This is a genomic window from Chryseobacterium defluvii (assembly GCF_014204415.1).
GTDB classification, from domain to species: Bacteria; Bacteroidota; Bacteroidia; order Flavobacteriales; family Weeksellaceae; genus Chryseobacterium; species Chryseobacterium defluvii_A.
The window spans coordinates 69,442-84,745 of record NZ_JACHLE010000003.1; the positions used below are offsets into that span (position 1 = coordinate 69,442).

Annotated in this window: 20 protein-coding genes; 13 read left to right on the top strand and 7 right to left on the bottom strand. The window is 32.6% G+C overall.

Annotation, left to right across the window (positions count from 1 at the left end; translation table 11 throughout):
• Positions 1-7: 7 nt before the first annotated feature.
• The 12 genes from HNP38_RS11755 (at position 8) to HNP38_RS11805 (ending at position 5,362) form a co-directional block, all read left to right on the top strand.
• Positions 8-442, top strand: coding sequence for a hypothetical protein (locus HNP38_RS11755; protein ID WP_184189718.1), 435 nt, complete (start codon positions 8-10; stop codon positions 440-442).
• Positions 443-447: 5 nt separating this feature from the next.
• Positions 448-672 (top strand): hypothetical protein, encoded by a 225-nt coding sequence (locus HNP38_RS11760; RefSeq protein WP_184189720.1) that lies wholly within the window; start codon positions 448-450, stop codon positions 670-672.
• A gap of 21 nt (positions 673-693) precedes the next feature.
• Complete coding sequence (locus HNP38_RS11765; RefSeq protein ID WP_184189722.1) at positions 694-903, top strand: hypothetical protein; 210 nt, start codon at positions 694-696, stop codon at positions 901-903.
• Positions 900-1,115: a hypothetical protein gene (locus tag HNP38_RS11770; RefSeq protein WP_184189724.1), complete on the top strand. Its 216-nt coding sequence runs from the start codon at positions 900-902 to the stop codon at positions 1,113-1,115. The genes HNP38_RS11765 and HNP38_RS11770 overlap by 4 nt, the downstream gene beginning before the upstream one ends.
• A gap of 13 nt (positions 1,116-1,128) precedes the next feature.
• Positions 1,129-1,416 (top strand): hypothetical protein, encoded by a 288-nt coding sequence (locus HNP38_RS11775; protein ID WP_184189726.1) that lies wholly within the window; start codon positions 1,129-1,131, stop codon positions 1,414-1,416.
• A gap of 73 nt (positions 1,417-1,489) precedes the next feature.
• On the top strand, positions 1,490-2,113 hold the full coding sequence (locus HNP38_RS11780) for a hypothetical protein (protein ID WP_184189728.1): 624 nt from the start codon (positions 1,490-1,492) through the stop codon (positions 2,111-2,113).
• 220 nt (positions 2,114-2,333) lie between these two features.
• Positions 2,334-2,660: a DNA adenine methylase gene (locus HNP38_RS11785; RefSeq protein ID WP_228461049.1), complete on the top strand. Its 327-nt coding sequence runs from the start codon at positions 2,334-2,336 to the stop codon at positions 2,658-2,660.
• A 51-nt stretch (positions 2,661-2,711) separates the two neighbouring features.
• Positions 2,712-2,867, top strand: coding sequence for a DNA adenine methylase (locus HNP38_RS18200; RefSeq protein WP_184189732.1), 156 nt, complete (start codon positions 2,712-2,714; stop codon positions 2,865-2,867).
• A gap of 842 nt (positions 2,868-3,709) precedes the next feature.
• Positions 3,710-3,871, top strand: coding sequence for a hypothetical protein (locus HNP38_RS11795; protein ID WP_169321657.1), 162 nt, complete (start codon positions 3,710-3,712; stop codon positions 3,869-3,871).
• 9 nt (positions 3,872-3,880) lie between these two features.
• Positions 3,881-4,024, top strand: a complete 144-nt coding sequence (locus HNP38_RS18205; protein ID WP_317168607.1) for a hypothetical protein — start codon at positions 3,881-3,883, stop codon at positions 4,022-4,024.
• A gap of 780 nt (positions 4,025-4,804) precedes the next feature.
• Positions 4,805-5,026, top strand: a complete 222-nt coding sequence (locus tag HNP38_RS11800) for a hypothetical protein (RefSeq protein ID WP_184189734.1) — start codon at positions 4,805-4,807, stop codon at positions 5,024-5,026.
• A gap of 186 nt (positions 5,027-5,212) precedes the next feature.
• Positions 5,213-5,362, top strand: a complete 150-nt coding sequence (locus HNP38_RS11805) for a hypothetical protein (RefSeq protein WP_184189736.1) — start codon at positions 5,213-5,215, stop codon at positions 5,360-5,362.
• Between the two features lie 87 nt (positions 5,363-5,449).
• Here HNP38_RS11805 and HNP38_RS11810 read toward each other — a convergent pair whose 3' ends face one another.
• Positions 5,450-5,779 carry a hypothetical protein gene (locus HNP38_RS11810; protein ID WP_184189738.1) on the bottom strand — a complete coding sequence of 110 codons (330 nt, stop codon included), beginning with the start codon at positions 5,777-5,779 and terminating at the stop codon, positions 5,450-5,452.
• Between the two features lie 141 nt (positions 5,780-5,920).
• On the opposite strand from HNP38_RS11810, the gene HNP38_RS11815 reads away from it, so the two are divergent.
• The gene (locus HNP38_RS11815) at positions 5,921-6,319 is read left to right on the top strand and encodes a hypothetical protein (RefSeq protein ID WP_184189740.1); all 399 of its coding nucleotides are present in this window, start codon (positions 5,921-5,923) and stop codon (positions 6,317-6,319) included.
• 336 nt (positions 6,320-6,655) lie between these two features.
• Here the strand turns inward: HNP38_RS11815 and HNP38_RS11820 are convergent, their stop codons facing one another.
• From HNP38_RS11820 to HNP38_RS11845, 6 genes are all read right to left on the bottom strand, one after another.
• A complete protein-coding gene (locus HNP38_RS11820) occupies positions 6,656-8,833 on the bottom strand; it encodes a peptidase domain-containing ABC transporter (protein ID WP_184189742.1) in 2,178 nt (725 codons plus the stop codon).
• On the bottom strand, positions 8,820-10,082 hold the full coding sequence (locus HNP38_RS11825; protein WP_184189744.1) for a radical SAM protein: 1,263 nt from the start codon (positions 10,080-10,082) through the stop codon (positions 8,820-8,822). Before HNP38_RS11825 ends, HNP38_RS11820 begins: the two co-directional genes overlap by 14 nt.
• Before the next feature lie 64 nt (positions 10,083-10,146).
• The gene (locus HNP38_RS11830; RefSeq protein ID WP_184189746.1) at positions 10,147-10,329 is read right to left on the bottom strand and encodes a hypothetical protein; all 183 of its coding nucleotides are present in this window, start codon (positions 10,327-10,329) and stop codon (positions 10,147-10,149) included.
• Positions 10,330-10,423: 94 nt separating this feature from the next.
• Positions 10,424-12,592 (bottom strand): outer membrane beta-barrel family protein, encoded by a 2,169-nt coding sequence (locus HNP38_RS11835; protein WP_184189748.1) that lies wholly within the window; start codon positions 12,590-12,592, stop codon positions 10,424-10,426.
• Positions 12,593-12,699: 107 nt separating this feature from the next.
• Entirely contained in the window at positions 12,700-13,275 is a 576-nt protein-coding gene (locus tag HNP38_RS11840) for a Crp/Fnr family transcriptional regulator (protein WP_184189750.1), read from the bottom strand.
• Positions 13,276-14,289: 1,014 nt separating this feature from the next.
• Positions 14,290-15,300, bottom strand: a complete 1,011-nt coding sequence (locus tag HNP38_RS11845) for a trypsin-like serine peptidase (protein ID WP_184189752.1) — start codon at positions 15,298-15,300, stop codon at positions 14,290-14,292.
• Positions 15,301-15,304 lie beyond the last annotated feature (4 nt).

A 15,304-nucleotide genomic window follows, 5' to 3' on the forward strand; every position in this document is an offset into this window, starting at 1 on the left:
ATTTAAAATGAAACAATCAATCTTAGAATTTTACAGCAATCTGGATAAAGCCAGAGACAGGGCGTTATGGCTTGAGTTTGAACACAGGGATATCCCAAAACACTTTGTAGTATTTGACGGAGTGGAAAATAACTTCGCTGTCGCAGACCTCCAAACAGCAGAGGGGATAGAAATTACAAATCAGTATTATTCGCTTCCCGAAAATTATCAGCACCTCTCTTACGGAGATCTCAAAGGAATTGCAGGCGACCCTGAAATGTTAGAGCATTGGGAGAACATCCTAGGCAAGTTCTCGGTAATGGAGGGCGAGCTGCTCAAATTTATTTTGAAGTACCAAGTTCCATTGGATAAAATCATCCGCTATGAACTTGGTTGCAGAGGCTTTGATGCAGACAATAGATGGATCGGTTTTACTGAATCAGAAAAGATATGGAATCAATAAACCGTATGGACACAGAAAACAACAAGGCAACCCTTCAGGAAGTCTTTGTGATTGCTCTTGCAGGAACTGATGGAGAATTTGACTGGATCTACATTCATCCCAAACCCTTTTATCTAACCGAAGCAGAAGCCTTAGAAATCAGAAATTCATTAATAGAAAGTGAAGAATCTGTTACCGAAAATAACAGTATTGTTAAAAAAATGTACAGAGTAAAACCCGAAAAAGAATAACAACAACCAATCAAAAACAAAATGGAAAACAAAAAATCGCTACCACAGGTAATGATCCTTAACAGGAGAAAACATTACGACAACTATAAAGATCAAGAATCTCTTCCAAGTTTTGAGGAGTTTGTGAATATGGAATTGGGAAGTCTTTTCGATAGAAACCGCAAAATTGAACAGATCATTCCGAATGAAAATGCCACTCAGTTTGTTATTATTTATACGATAACGATATGAACAGGCAGGATCATTGTGTATTTGTCCTCACCGTGTTTATCATCGTACACAAAACAAGCGGTATGGATATCGTTTATTTTCAGCCGAAATCCTTTTATCAAAGTTACGGGAAGGCTGATAAAGTGAGACAATCCCTTATCCAAAGCGGAAAACTATCTGAAAACAATTCCTTTGTTGAAGGAGAACGCTTTATGGTAGTTTGTATGAATTAACATCTTACAAGTTATGAAAGCAACCAAAAGACTGCTTACATCCGTATGGACTGTTGAGTTTGAAAAGGTTTCCGAAGGAAAAGTCAAAATCCTCAACTATTCGAGGAATGATCCCGAAGGATATGAAAGAGAAAAAGAACTTCCCAACGGAGAACTGATTGAAACGGAAGATCGTGTCGTCACCCACTTATGGTTAAAACCTTATCAAGATTTTGATCCGTGGGTCAACGAAAAGAATGTCACGGAAATCTACGAAGTGGTTAATCCGAAGTTCATATTTTCTTATGGACATGAGGAATAATCTACTATTTCATAAAAGAAAACCCGAAAACAAAAATTGAAAACAAAAAAACTAACCTTTAAATTTTAATCTTATGAAAGAAAACAAAGCCGAACCAACGGCACAAACCTCCCTGTTGAAAATATTTTCAACGGTGCTCAGAGACCGTAGTAAGTCGGAACAACAGTTCCAGACGATTACTTCGGAAATGGTAAGATTCTTTACCCGTAAAGAACTCATCGAAATCGTTACCCACAATTTTAATGGAAACGTATCGCAGTACAATCTTGTGGAGATGGAGAATGAAGAGATTTTGCTTCTCATAGGCGATGATTACAGGATTATTTCCTATGTCATGAGCCGATGGAGTAAAGAAATTTCACAGCTTCCTACAAAACAGGAATGGCTGGATGCAAAAATCAATTCTATCCGTGAACCTGCTCTTGCTTCCGATTCACAGGTATCTGCCCAAGGAACTGCTCAGGAAAACCTGAATACTACTTCAGAATCAGGTACTATGAAAAATCAGGAAGCAAATGGATCAGTATCTGAAAATCAAATTACGGATATAACAGAAACACAGCAATCTGTGGAAAATGCGGGTAACACAAATCCTGAAGGTTCGAAATCTCCGAAATCCTCGGATAAGCAGTTACCTGAAAAGAAAACGGAAGAAAAACTATCTTCTAAAAAACCCGAAAAGGCTAAGAATACTTAAGTCGTTTCAACTATTTAATAATGGCTTGTCATTTACGAGCCATTTTCCTTTGGCAAGTAAGCATTCAAAAATATTTTATCTGATTATTAAAAACAAAATGACAAAATCAAACGAAACGAACAACCCTTCCTTGAGACAATCTCACGGTAAACTTAGCTGAGGACAAAGACCTAAAGTACTCATAAAAACTCCTGTGAGTTACTATTGAGGCAAGCAAATGATGCTGAAAAACATTTTGCCGTTAATACCTGATCACAGGATATACGTTGAACCCTTCTTCGGAGGCGGTTCAGTGTATCGGGCAAAAGCTCCCGCTCCCTGCGAAGTCATTAATGATGTAAATATGAATGTTGTTAATTTCTATCAGGTTCTGAAAAGCAGAAGCAAAAAGCTGGAGGCAAAAATTAAAGAAACGCTTCTCAGCAGGGAAACCTACAAAAAAGCGATGCTCATTTACGACTGTCCACGACTGTTTGCAGATGATAAAGTAACAAGGGCTTGGGCATTCCGAGTCAGTGTTAGCCAAGGGTATCTGAATAAAATTTGAAGCCGATGATACGATAAGGAAAAAAGGTCGGCTTTCAACTTTCAAAATAAAGTGGATGCTTTCGGAATTAATCTTGCGCAGAGGATGAGGTATACGCAGATAGAGCAAGCAGATGGTTGTAAGGTCATCCAGAGTAGGGACACTGAAAACAGCTTCTTTTACTGTGATCCGCCATACATAAACACGAATATGGGTTTCTACAAATGATATACTGAACAAGATTTTATTACGCTCTTGGAAACATTAGCCCAAGTGAAATGAAAATTCCTTTTATCCAATTATCCATGAGAAATTCTCGACAGCTATATTAAAAAGCACAACCGATACGTCAAAACTTTTGACAAACCCTTATCAGCAAGCCACAATAGGAAAACGGGGAAAGTGAGGAGAAAAACGGAGGTGCTTGTAGCGAATTATCCGATTTAGAGATACTGCTACTGCTATATATTCGCATATACTATTGATAATTTTCAAAATTTAATAAATACCGCAACACATTTATATGAATACAAGAAAAATTTACTTCTCTAAAACAAAAACATAATGGATATGGATCAAGAAATGCTGAAAGTGAGAAAAATCCTCTGAAAAGAATTTGATACCATTATTCCTGACGAAACCGTAAAACTGATCATTTATTCCTTTAAAATGATGGCAAAAATCATTGTCAGGGATTTTGAAAAAGAGAATGAAAAAGAGCGTGAATAATCTGCTCTTTTTTTGTGTTGATTATCATAGAAAAAATCATTACAATTTTACCAAACCAACTTATTTAATTAGCTTTTCAAAAGATGTACAAAAGAAAAAAAAATAAAAATACCTCTCCAACTTCGGGATATTTTGTAAAACCCAAAACGGATGAGGAAAGATTCTGAACCAATAAACTCAATGCTGTTATTTATGTAAGGGTTTCCAGTGAAGGTCAGGTTAATCAGTGACATGGTTTAGAGTCGCAGGAAACCGTATGTAGAGAGCGATGCCAAAGACAGCAATGACTGGAAGTTGATGTGGTTAGAGTTTTCAGGGAAGAAGGTGTAAGTTGAAAAAATATGGATCGTAAAGCGATGAACGAAGCCATCCGTTTTTTGGAAAAAGAGAACAAAAAATATACGAAAATTCATTATTTTGTTGTGACGGATGCTGACCGTATTGCAAGACCTGATGATATTGCCGAAGCCTTTACTTTAGAACAAAGTATTGAAAGTGTTTGAGTTAAAATCATCACCGTCAATAACAGAAGAGATGTAGAGACCGATGAAGGAAAATTCCTGCATACCATCCAATATGCAATTGCAGGTTTAGAACGCAGAAAAATACTGAGAAGAACTATGAACGGGAGATTAAGCAGTCTGAAAAATGGTTGACGACCCTTTCCAAAACCTCCGTTAGGATTTCGCAGGGAAAAATCAGCCGATAACAATGGTTATATTGATCTGATAGATGAAATTAAATGACCTGTTATTAAAGAAGGACTAGAATTATATGCGTATAGTCCAATGTTCAGCAAGGCTCAACTGCATAGATATCGGGCTGAAAAATGAATTCTGCCCAATCCTTCAAGTAAGAAACTGCATTTTTCCATGATTGAAAAAACGTTCCAAGATTACAGATTATATTTTTATGCAGGCTACATTTACTATCCTGAACGGGGAATAGATGTTCCTTTTAAATGAAAGCACAAGGCACTTGTTTCAGTGGATACAGTGGAAAAAATAATGGAGAAGGAAGCCAATAAAATAAAAAAAGTTAGGTCGTCTAATCTCAATGTGGACAAGGAACTACATGTGCTTCACAAAATGATTACCTGTATAGGTTGCGGAAGAAAATTAGGATGCTATGCCAGCAGATGAAACGGAGGAGTTTATTATTACTATACCTGTAATAATAAATACTGTTCAGATAGGGTTGCCGTTCGTAAAGATGTTATAGAAAAACAGTTTGAAGAATTCATCGAAACCATGAAATTGCCTAAGCAATTGTTTGATACGCTCAAATCATATATTCTGGAAGAACGAAAGGAAAATAAGCAAAAAAAATCGAACAGCCTTCCGAAAATGCAGTGACAGCTTCTTTCCATAAAATCTAAGATGGAAAAGATTGAGGAAAAAATTTTATCGGTTTCCAACGAATGACTGACCAAAAAAATGGAACAGGAATGGTCTGCACTTGAAACATTACAGGATGATTTGATCAGAAGTATGAAAAACCAGAAAGATGATGAAGACAATATTGAGCAAATACTCTCTCAAACAGAATGTATATTTACCAAGCCTGCTGAAATGTGGAGAAACAGCAACTATGAGATAAGGCAGTTATTGTTTATGGTTTGGTTTGCTGGTGTTTTGTATTACAAAAAAGATTCGTGATATTGAACCAACGAAACTACAGGTCTGCATTACCTTTTTCAATTAAATTGGGGTGGTAATTCCCCTTTGGCAGCACACGGAGGTACAGCATCAAACCTAGGGAATGTAATTATTGATTGTAGTTGAACCAACGAAACTACAGGGTTGTATTACTTTTTTCAGTTAAACAAGGGTGATAATTCCCTAATGGCAGCACACGGAGGTACGGAATCAAACCCAATTACACTGTCAGATACTGATTTTGATAAAATCATAGAGATCCTTATTGCCCAAAGCAAATACATCAATGCAATACACAAGATCAGCAAAATATATGGGTTGAAATGGGAGATATAAAACAAATAATAATAATTCGTGGTATGAAAAAATTATACAGAAAATCTTATAAAATTCGTAGATAATTTATTGGAATCACGGCAGGATTTACCGTTCCAAGTCCAATTCGTCACTAATGTCTTTGGCTGTTTTTTCCAAAGCACGCCAACTCCTCTCTGTATCTGAAAGCGGTTTATCTGAATTATCCAATTGCATCTGCTCAATTTCTTTGGAGTAATCTGTCAGAATTTTCTGAATTTCTTCTTCCTCCAAATCCTCATAATAATATAAGGTTTCGATTCCGAACTCTTTAACATTGGAAAAAAATTCTTGAGGACTATCATAGGTTAAAATTTCTTTTGCCAAAAATTTTTTAAGACTATCTTCAGGTTGGTTGGCTATCGCCTGTAGTTTTTCGATGGCTTCTTTTTCGTTCATAATGTGATAGTTGTAAACAAATATACTGATAAAATCCATTCTTTTTAAATGGTTCTTCAAAGAAAGACAAAATGTGAAAATTCACTTGCTTTTTTTCGATTTCTAGATATAGTAGGACTCTAATCTAAAACAAGAAAAGTTATGAGTAACACAAAATTTCATTTCGTAAAGTACGAATTCGGAACTGTAAATGCAGAAAGTGATCATGAAGCATCGCTAATGATTAACAGTCCGTTTGCTCCTAAAGAAAGTAAAATCCTTGGTATCGTTTCCAAGAAAGTCGGAACTCCGGTTTTCCCGAATCTTGAGCATAAGGAACTGATCGACAGGATTGCACATTTGGAAACGGCAATCATTTGGAAAGTAGAACACTTCGAACTGAAAGCAAAAGAACTGGAACAGAACTCAGGAAACAAACTTTATGACAGAACCCTGTGTGAAAAAGCTTTGTACGAAATGATTAACAACCACAACCGTGACGAAGGTATCTCTTGGTCAACTGTTGAGTATTATCTTGATGCTTTTTGTAAGAAGGATTAAAAAGTAACTCCGATTGGTATTTCCATCGGAGTTTTTGTATAAGTCTTCACTGAATATATTCGTGTTGCTTTCAAAGGGAAGAAAACGATAGTGATTAATTGAATGTTGATAGCCTTTAAACCTGCAAGATATAAGGTATATTATGTTTTTTTGATATACAAAAAGCAGGTACGTCATGCCTGCTTGTTTTACATTTTGAAATTTTCTATAAAAATAATACTTTAAATGCAAAAGCAATTGCACACATGCTTAATATTGATAAAATAATTCCTAAAAATGTAAAATGATTGGGGATTTTCCCCATTAAATCATTATTTTCTTTTTTCTTATCCATAATTAAAGACCTAATTCTAATTGATTTTGTATTAATTCAAAATATTTTCCTTTACTTCTAATTAATTCATCGTGATTACCCCTTTCAATAATCTCTCCGTTATCTAAAACAATAATTTGGTCTGCATTTTTAACAGTAGATAATCTATGGGCAACCACAATCATTGTTTTATTTTTGAAATATTGGTCAATATTTTCAACTATTATTCTTTCATTTTTTGCATCTAAAGAATTTGTTGCTTCATCAAAAAATAAATAGTCAGGATCTTTATAAATGGCTCTTGCAATCAGTATTCGTTGTCGTTGACCATGACTTATACCTACTCCTTCTGAGCCTATTATAGTATTTAATTTGAGAGGCAGTTTATCAATAAAATCGTCAACATTGGCAAGCTTAACAGCATTTAACAATTTTTCTTGATTAACATTTTCTTCTAATGCAATATTATAAGAAATGGTATCAGAAAATATAAAACTATCTTGTAAAATTACGCCACATTTATTTCGCCATAATGTATTTTCAAGCTCTTCTAAAGGGGTTTCATGTAAATAAAGATTACCTTTTTGAGGCTTGTAAAATTTAAGAAGTAGTTTTAAAAGGGTGGTTTTACCACTTCCGCTAACACCTACAATAGCAGTTGTTTTACCTTTAGGTATTTTTAGTGAGATATCTTTAAGTATATAATTTGTGTTATCATAGGAAAAGTTTATGTTTTGAATTTCAATATCCTGTATTTCGGAAAGTGAAGAAACTTTGCTTGGATTTTCTTCATCAGGTCTGTTATGGATTTCATTTAATCTTTCAAAACTTACTTTTACTAACTGATATTGTAAAACAAAATTTATTAACTGACTGATCGGAGCATTAATCCCCCCTAAAATGAACATAACAGCCAACATACTACCAATAGTAAGAGTTCCATTCATTACTGCCATTGATGAAACAAATACCACCAAGATAGTTTGAAAGAAACTAATAAATCTATAACTTTCATATTGTTGATTAATTTTAAGTTTATCAATATTGTTTAAGTAAATAGTTGTTTGTATTTTTTGCCATTCATTACGTTTATTTTCTTCTAAATTATTTAATTTGATTTCTTGCATTGAGTTTATTAACTCATAAATTTTGTTTTGATCCTTTGCTTGTAAAGAGAATGTTTTTTGATCTAAGATTTTTATCTTCTTCAAAAATCTGAAAATCCATAACAATTCTATTATTGTACTAATAAAAACAATCAAAAAAATACTTACATTGAAGTAAAGTAATATAAATGAGTAAATTACAATACTAAAAATGGAAAATACAGTCTGGATTAGATCTTTTGATAAAAATTCTTCAATTCTTTTGTGATCCTGTATTCTTTGAGTTAAATCACCAATATTTTTACTATTGAAGAACTTTAAAGGTAATTTCATCAGCTTAATAAGAAAATCTGAAATAATAGATAGACTTATTCGGCTACTAATATGTATAAATAGCCAAGAACGATAAAACTCTAATCCAACTCTACTAATAAAAACAACAACCTGTGCTATTAAAATAAGGTATATAAAAGAAACATTTTTTAATGCAACTCCTTTATCTAATATTTTTTGTGTAAAAAAGGGAAATATTAGCTCAATGCTTGAAGATATTAGCAAGGTAAGAGCGATTAAGAAAAGTTGTGTCTTATGTTTTTTCAAATACTGAGTAACATATTCTAAACTTCCTTTATTGCTTTTCTCTGTGGAGCTATTTTCAAACAGCATTTCCGTGGGCTCAAGCAGTAAAATAATTCCTTCTGTTTTTTCCTGTGTCCAACCTTTTAAAAATTCATTTTTGGAATATACCGTTTTTCCAAATGCTGGGTCTGCAACATATACTTTTTCTTGTGTGATTTTATAAACAACAACAAAATGATTTTGATTCCAAAAAAAAATGGCAGGAAGAGGAGCATTTTCTAAAACATCTTCAAAATTTAATTTTATCACTAATGGTTTATATCCCAACTTTTCTGAGGTATAATTTAAATCAGAAATTGTAATACCCTGCTTTAAAAGATTACTTTCACTTAGAGCAGAGTTAGAATTTGAAATATCTATCCCATAATGCTTACTAATCATTTTAAGGCAAGCAAAACCACAATCTTGGCTGTCTAATTGCTTGAAAAAAGGAAAAGAATTTTTAAACAACCTCATATTCTAAATTACGAAAACTTTCTAATTTCTTTGCATATTCAGGTTCAGGAATTGTAGGTAAGGTTTCTTCTATTATTTGTAAAGCATTTTCATAAGTTAACTTCTGTATTTCTGATTCCTTTATAAGTTCTTCAGGCATCCCATCTATTACAGCATTTTGAATATGAGTTATTAGCTTCAATAAATCATTACAATATACAGGAGCATTATTAAAGCCATTCTTTGAACTATAACGATGTGGCAAATATCCACCACCACAAATTTCATTTACGGGACAAGCTAAACATTTTTTAGGTAAATATTTACCACTATTATAATATATTTCAGCTAAAGGAGCATTTAAAGCATCTTGAAAGTTATGAGTGTTTATATTTACATTGTCTTTTGTAAAACCGTCTCCACAAATCTTTAAAACATCAACAGCTTCTAAACCTCCATCAGTTTCTAACACTAAAACACTATTTTCTCCAGAGCCAATATTGTCTATACTATACAATCCACCTAAAATTCTGTGTATAATTACATCAAATAATCGAATCTGTATTCTTTCCTCTTCGCTTGATGAAAACCATTTATCAAAAATTTTGATATACCAATTTGCTGATGGTGTTTTTTCTACATCATATTTTTCATTCTCTAATGTATCATGATTCAAATCCAATAAAAGAAAATCAGCAGAAAGAGCATTAATGCTTTTCATGTGTTGAAATGCAGCCATTGGATCTAAATCTAAATTTATTACTGACAGAAAGCCTAAATGCCCTTTTTGATACTTTCTGCTTATTTCAATACCTTTAATAACTTTATCATAAGTTCCTTTGCCTTGCTTATCGACTCTATATTTATCATTGATTTCTTTAGTTCCATCAATACTTACACCTACTCCAATATTATATTTATCAAAAATAGAACACCATTCTTCATCAATTAATATTGCATTGGTTTGCAAAGAATAACTTATTGTAATACCATCATTCTTCAACATCTCCATTTTTTCAACCATCTCAACAAATTTATCTTTAGGCATTAATAATGGTTCTCCTCCATGAAAAATAAAAGTAAATTTTGTTACATTATTTGCTTTACAATGTTCTCCAATTTTTTTAACTGCTTCGTCTATTGTTGTTTGACTAATAAACTTTGGTTGATTTTTATATGAATCATCTCCAAGATTATACATATAGCAATATGTACAATTTATATTACATCTACTCGCTATTTTAATTATTAATGTATCACAATAAGCCATAATTTATATTTTTTTTAATTTGATTCTTAAAAAAGCTGTCCAAAAGACAGCTAATTTTCTAAGACTATTCGCCAGCTTCTAAAAGATATACTTTCTCTTTGCTGTGTTTAGTCCAAGAAGAGTGTTGAGTCCAACCTCCCATTTCTCCTTCAATAACCTGCATTGCAGCTTTCTTTAGGATAGGGTTGTCAAAAGACTTGATTGACTTTTCTAATGCCTTAGCATTATTCAACTTAAATCTATTCATCTCGAAATAAATTTGAGGGTTAAACAATAGAACCATAGTTTTTGTGGAATGAGATTAATTCTTTCGACTTTTTCGCTCACTTTATATAAAAAAATTATTTTACCCTATTTTTTTCATCTTCATTACTTTGATCTCTTTTTTCACTCTTGAGTTGTTTTCCAAAGTTCCATGTTAATGACAATCTTATTTTTTGCGTATCATCGTATTCATTGTTTCTTTGTACTATTCCATTTACTACTTGTGTAAATATTGGTCTATTAGTTCTAAATATATCCATTGCATTTAAACCTATATGAAGTTTTTTATTTAATACAGAATATCTTACTCCTGCATCAAAATAATAGAATTTTGACAAACTATAACTTCCAGCTACAGACGGAGATTGGTATGTGAAACCAAACTCAGCTCTAAATGTTTTACTTTTATTAAGTATAAAACTATTATTAGAGTTGAATGACACAGTCCAATTATCTATTCTAGGTAAAGTATTTATTAAATCTGATGTAGTTTTAGCATAGTAAATACTCAATGAGTTATTGCTTTCGAACCATGCGAATTTATTAAAAGTATAATTTTGCATAATCCCTACATTTAATTGCTTATAAAAATTGTACGGTATTACAAACTGACCAGGGTTTTCATTTGATACAAAGGTGACCTGATCAAATCCATTTGTCATATTAGTAACATAAAGCGATGTATAAAAATTTTTATATGAAAGAGAAAGATCTATATTGTCAATAAAAAAAGGTTGTAAAAAAGGATTGCCTTCAGAATAATTATAAGCAGATGAATAAAATCTAAAAGGGTTTAGATCTGAGTATGAAGGTCTATCAATTCTTTTACTATAATTAAGTCCCCAAGTACTATTTTCAGTTGCTTTATAAGTTAAATAAAAAGTTGGGAAAAGTTTATTATAATTATTTTTGTTTGTTTGGTTAAGAGTTTCTGAAAAACCTTTTGTTTGTGTACTTTCTAATCTAAGACCCAACTGTAGATCCCATTTTTCAGAAAGTTTTTTATTTCCTGAAAGATATATTGCTTGTATATTCTCTTTATAATTGAAAATATTACTTTTTGATGAATCAAAAATAGGACTCATACTACTCGTATCAAAATAAGAAACCTTACTGTCATTATTGATAAAAGATACCTTTCCACCGAAAGAAAGATTTACCCATTTCAAAGGCATCTCATAATCAAACTTTGCAGAGTATATATCTATATTTTGATTACTTATAGTATTTGCAGAAATATAACGGTTAGGTATTGGGACATTATTAGACAAGAAAGTATTAGTGTTAAAAATATTATCCAAAAAAGATGTGAATTTAAAATAATCTACATCTACTGAATATTGCGTACCAAGAGTATCTACTTTTGTTATGCTATGAAAATTCAAAGAATGTGTTTTTCTATCTATTTCTGTTCTAGAGGGAGTAATAATTAAAGAATCCAAAGTAGAACTATTACTGGTAATATATGAGGTGTTTTTACCTTTCACAAGTGGTTTACTTAGAACTCCTGAATACTGAACACCCATAGTTGTTTTAGGACTTACTTGATAGTCTAATGCAACTCTTCCACTTAAACTATTTAAAAAGCGCCTTTTATCATTGGTTTCAAACCATGTGTAACTTGGATAATATATTGTATATTCTTGGTATGGAGCAATACTACCATTATTGTAATTAATATTTGAGGTAATTGTCAACTTATCTTTTTGATAATTGAGTCCACCACCAAATACTCCTAAAGGATGAGTTGCTTGTGTATATGAAGTTTTCAAATTACCACTTATACTATTTTTCTTTGCTTTTTTTAATTTGATATTTACAATTCCACTATTCCCTTGAGCGTCGTATTTTGCTGGTGGATTAGTAATAACTTCTATACTTTTTATATCCTCTGACCTAATGGTTTTTAAAAAGTTTGTTAATTCATCTCCTGAAAGCTGCATCAATCTATCATCTATCATTACTGACATATTATTTTTACCAACCATGGAAATTTGGTCATTCTGAACTCTTATACTTGGAGTAACTTTTAGAGCATCCAAAGCATCTCCACCAATTGCAGATATAGAGTTTTCAACATTAAAAATTAACCTATCAACTTTTCTTTCAATAAGTTTCTTTTTAGCTATTATTTCCACTTCTTGTATTTGCTTTTCTATTATTTTGTTAATAGAATCATTATTCTTTTCTTGAGAATAAAAAAGAACTGGAAAGAATAGAAAAACTAGTATTATTTGCTTTATCATATTTTCATTAGAGTAGACAAATGTGAAAATAAATAACAAAAAAAAGTGTGATTCATATCACACTTTTTAACAGTTGTCTTATTTATATCAATTATAAATAAATTAGATTACAGTATTACTTTTTTATTCCTTACATAGGTTTCACGGCTAATTCCTAAAAGAGAAGCCAATAATGTGTCACTTAATTTATGTATCAAGTGAGGAAATTCTTGTTTAAGATGGACTAATTTCTTATCAAGATCAAATGTATTTAACGCTTCAAAGCGTTTTATATGTAAAGCATTATACATTTCCAATATATCTGCATATATGTTTTTCAGATTAGAAGAAGATTTCATCAATATATCAAAATGATCTCTCGTGATACAAAGTATCTCACCATTCTCTAAACATTCAAATGTTTCATTATTTTCTGTAAAACCTTTAAAACTTCCAATATTAGTTAGAAATCTGTTTTCCCAAGCAATCATTCTCGTGATTTCTTTTCCGTTATCGTTAGAATAAAACGCTCTTAAAAAACCACTGTTAATAAAAAATAGTTTGTTGCAAGGAGAATTTTTTTCAATTAAAATTTGTTTTTTCTTTACTTGTAATGGTGTGAAATAATTTTTAATGTTCTTCTTTTCCGACTCTGATACAGTTCCATACTTTTGAAGAAAATTAATTAGTTGTTCGTGTTTCATTTGTGTCTTTTAGTCGATAGTTTTATTTTGATATTAACGAATAATGTTGGGTTTTATTTTGCGAAAAAAATAAAGGGTGTGAATTAACAACACCCTTCGTTCAGGTTCTGACAAAACCCTCTCAAGAAATGAAGTAAAACACACCCAATCGGGTGCATTTCACAGTCGAATTTCTTGAGATATTTAAAATTGTCAGATTTTGAACAAAGAAAATGAGCTGTTAAACGCAGTATGTTATTTAAAATATATTCTTTTTTATCTACACATAAAATTTCTGTTATTTGATTTGATTACAAATGTAGTTAGAAAAAATTGTTTTTCAAATTTTTTGAATATTGAATGAAATTTTTCACTATTAATTAAAAAAAAAACAATAAAGAGAGAAGCGAAAAGATCAACGCAGAAATTGGACTATTATTAAAAGAGAGAGGTGTCAACAAGATAACAGAAGTAATAGCAAAATCAGTTTTGGAACTTAATGAGAATTAATTTTTATTCTTACTCAAATCTATACTTACTTCTCTAAACCTTTCATTATCTTATAGAGAGAAACCAAATGTTTCGAGCCCTGTAAAGGGTTGTGAATTAAGCTAACTTGCTGAATATCATTGTTAAGCGGTTCGAGATATTGTCAATAGGGGGAGCCAAAAAAAGTCGCCAAATTGGCGGCTTTTTGTTTGTAATATATTGGATGAAAAAATCCTTACTTCAGGAAGCAAGGATAAAGCTTTGGAAAGTATCTGATTTATATTTATTTCAACAGTCTGACCAAATTGTATGATTATAGCTGTAAGCTTATTTACAATTCTTTTCATAAATTCATATCTTGGTAAATTTAAGAACAGGTTTATATGAAGAGAGCCTATGAATCCGTATTTTTTCCATACACAACGTTGCTAAACAAAAATATTCTGTTTTACAGGCTGATATAATCAATTCAAAAAAGCTTTTTGGGATGATATGAAAATCGGCGGCCTCAAAATTGAGGCCGCCGATTTTTACAATATAATCAGTTTATGGGTGCTCGTTTCGGGCTCTTATAACCAGATTAACCAGGTCTGAGCCTCCGCTTGCAAAATTATCGCTCGGGTTATGAGCACTTTGTGTCGCCACAGCATAAGGAGACCCATCCCAATACCCCCAGAACGGACCGCCGCTTTGTCCCGGCCAGATATCTGCTTTATGGCTCATGCTTTCATTGTCATCCGCACTCCAGAAATCACCGTCTAAAGCAATACCTGTCTGATAGGTTGGTCTTTGGGTTCCTGTAAGATCTCCGGGATACCCTGCATGGGTCCAATAAGCTCCTCCATCCCAGGAATCGGAATATGATTTTGAACCCAGCCATCCTGTACTGGTTCCTATAGGCCTGTCCAGAACTATTACGACATAGTCATACTGTATTTCCGTGGAATCTATTGTAGGGCCTGCTACTTTATATTTATAGTAAGTGAGTACGCCCCAGGCACTGCCATAAGGAGCACTTCCGTTATAATACATCGGTGTAAATTTTAGCCAGCCTGTACTGTTATTGGGCTGCCAGTCTACGATATGTGCACAGGTAAGCAAATGTCTCGGGCCGATCATTACTCCGCTTCCTGATCCTAAAGAGCTTTCTACCCTGCCTACGCAACGCCATGGATAGGCTGTAGAGTAATATACTTTTCTCTGATCTGCTCCAAATATGGTTTTAGCTCCTTCCTCCGCTGCGAAAGAGTCTCTTTCGATAAATTTCGGCTTACGGTTTTTCCTGGGCTCCAGCTTAGGCTGATATTCAAAGTCTGAATGGGTAGGATAAAAATGATCAGTTTCTTTAGGCTGACCTTCAAATGCTTTTTCATTTACCGGCATTCCGATGGTTTTCATTCCTTTAGGGAACGTACGCCCGTCAACAGTCTCCATTGCGGGTTTCTGGCTGATCAGTTTTTCGACAGCCGCTGATTTTTCAGCTGATTTTGCTTTGACAGCTTTAAGTCTTGACATTTCTTCCAGTGTCATTGGTTTTTTATTTTCAGAATTAGACATGATT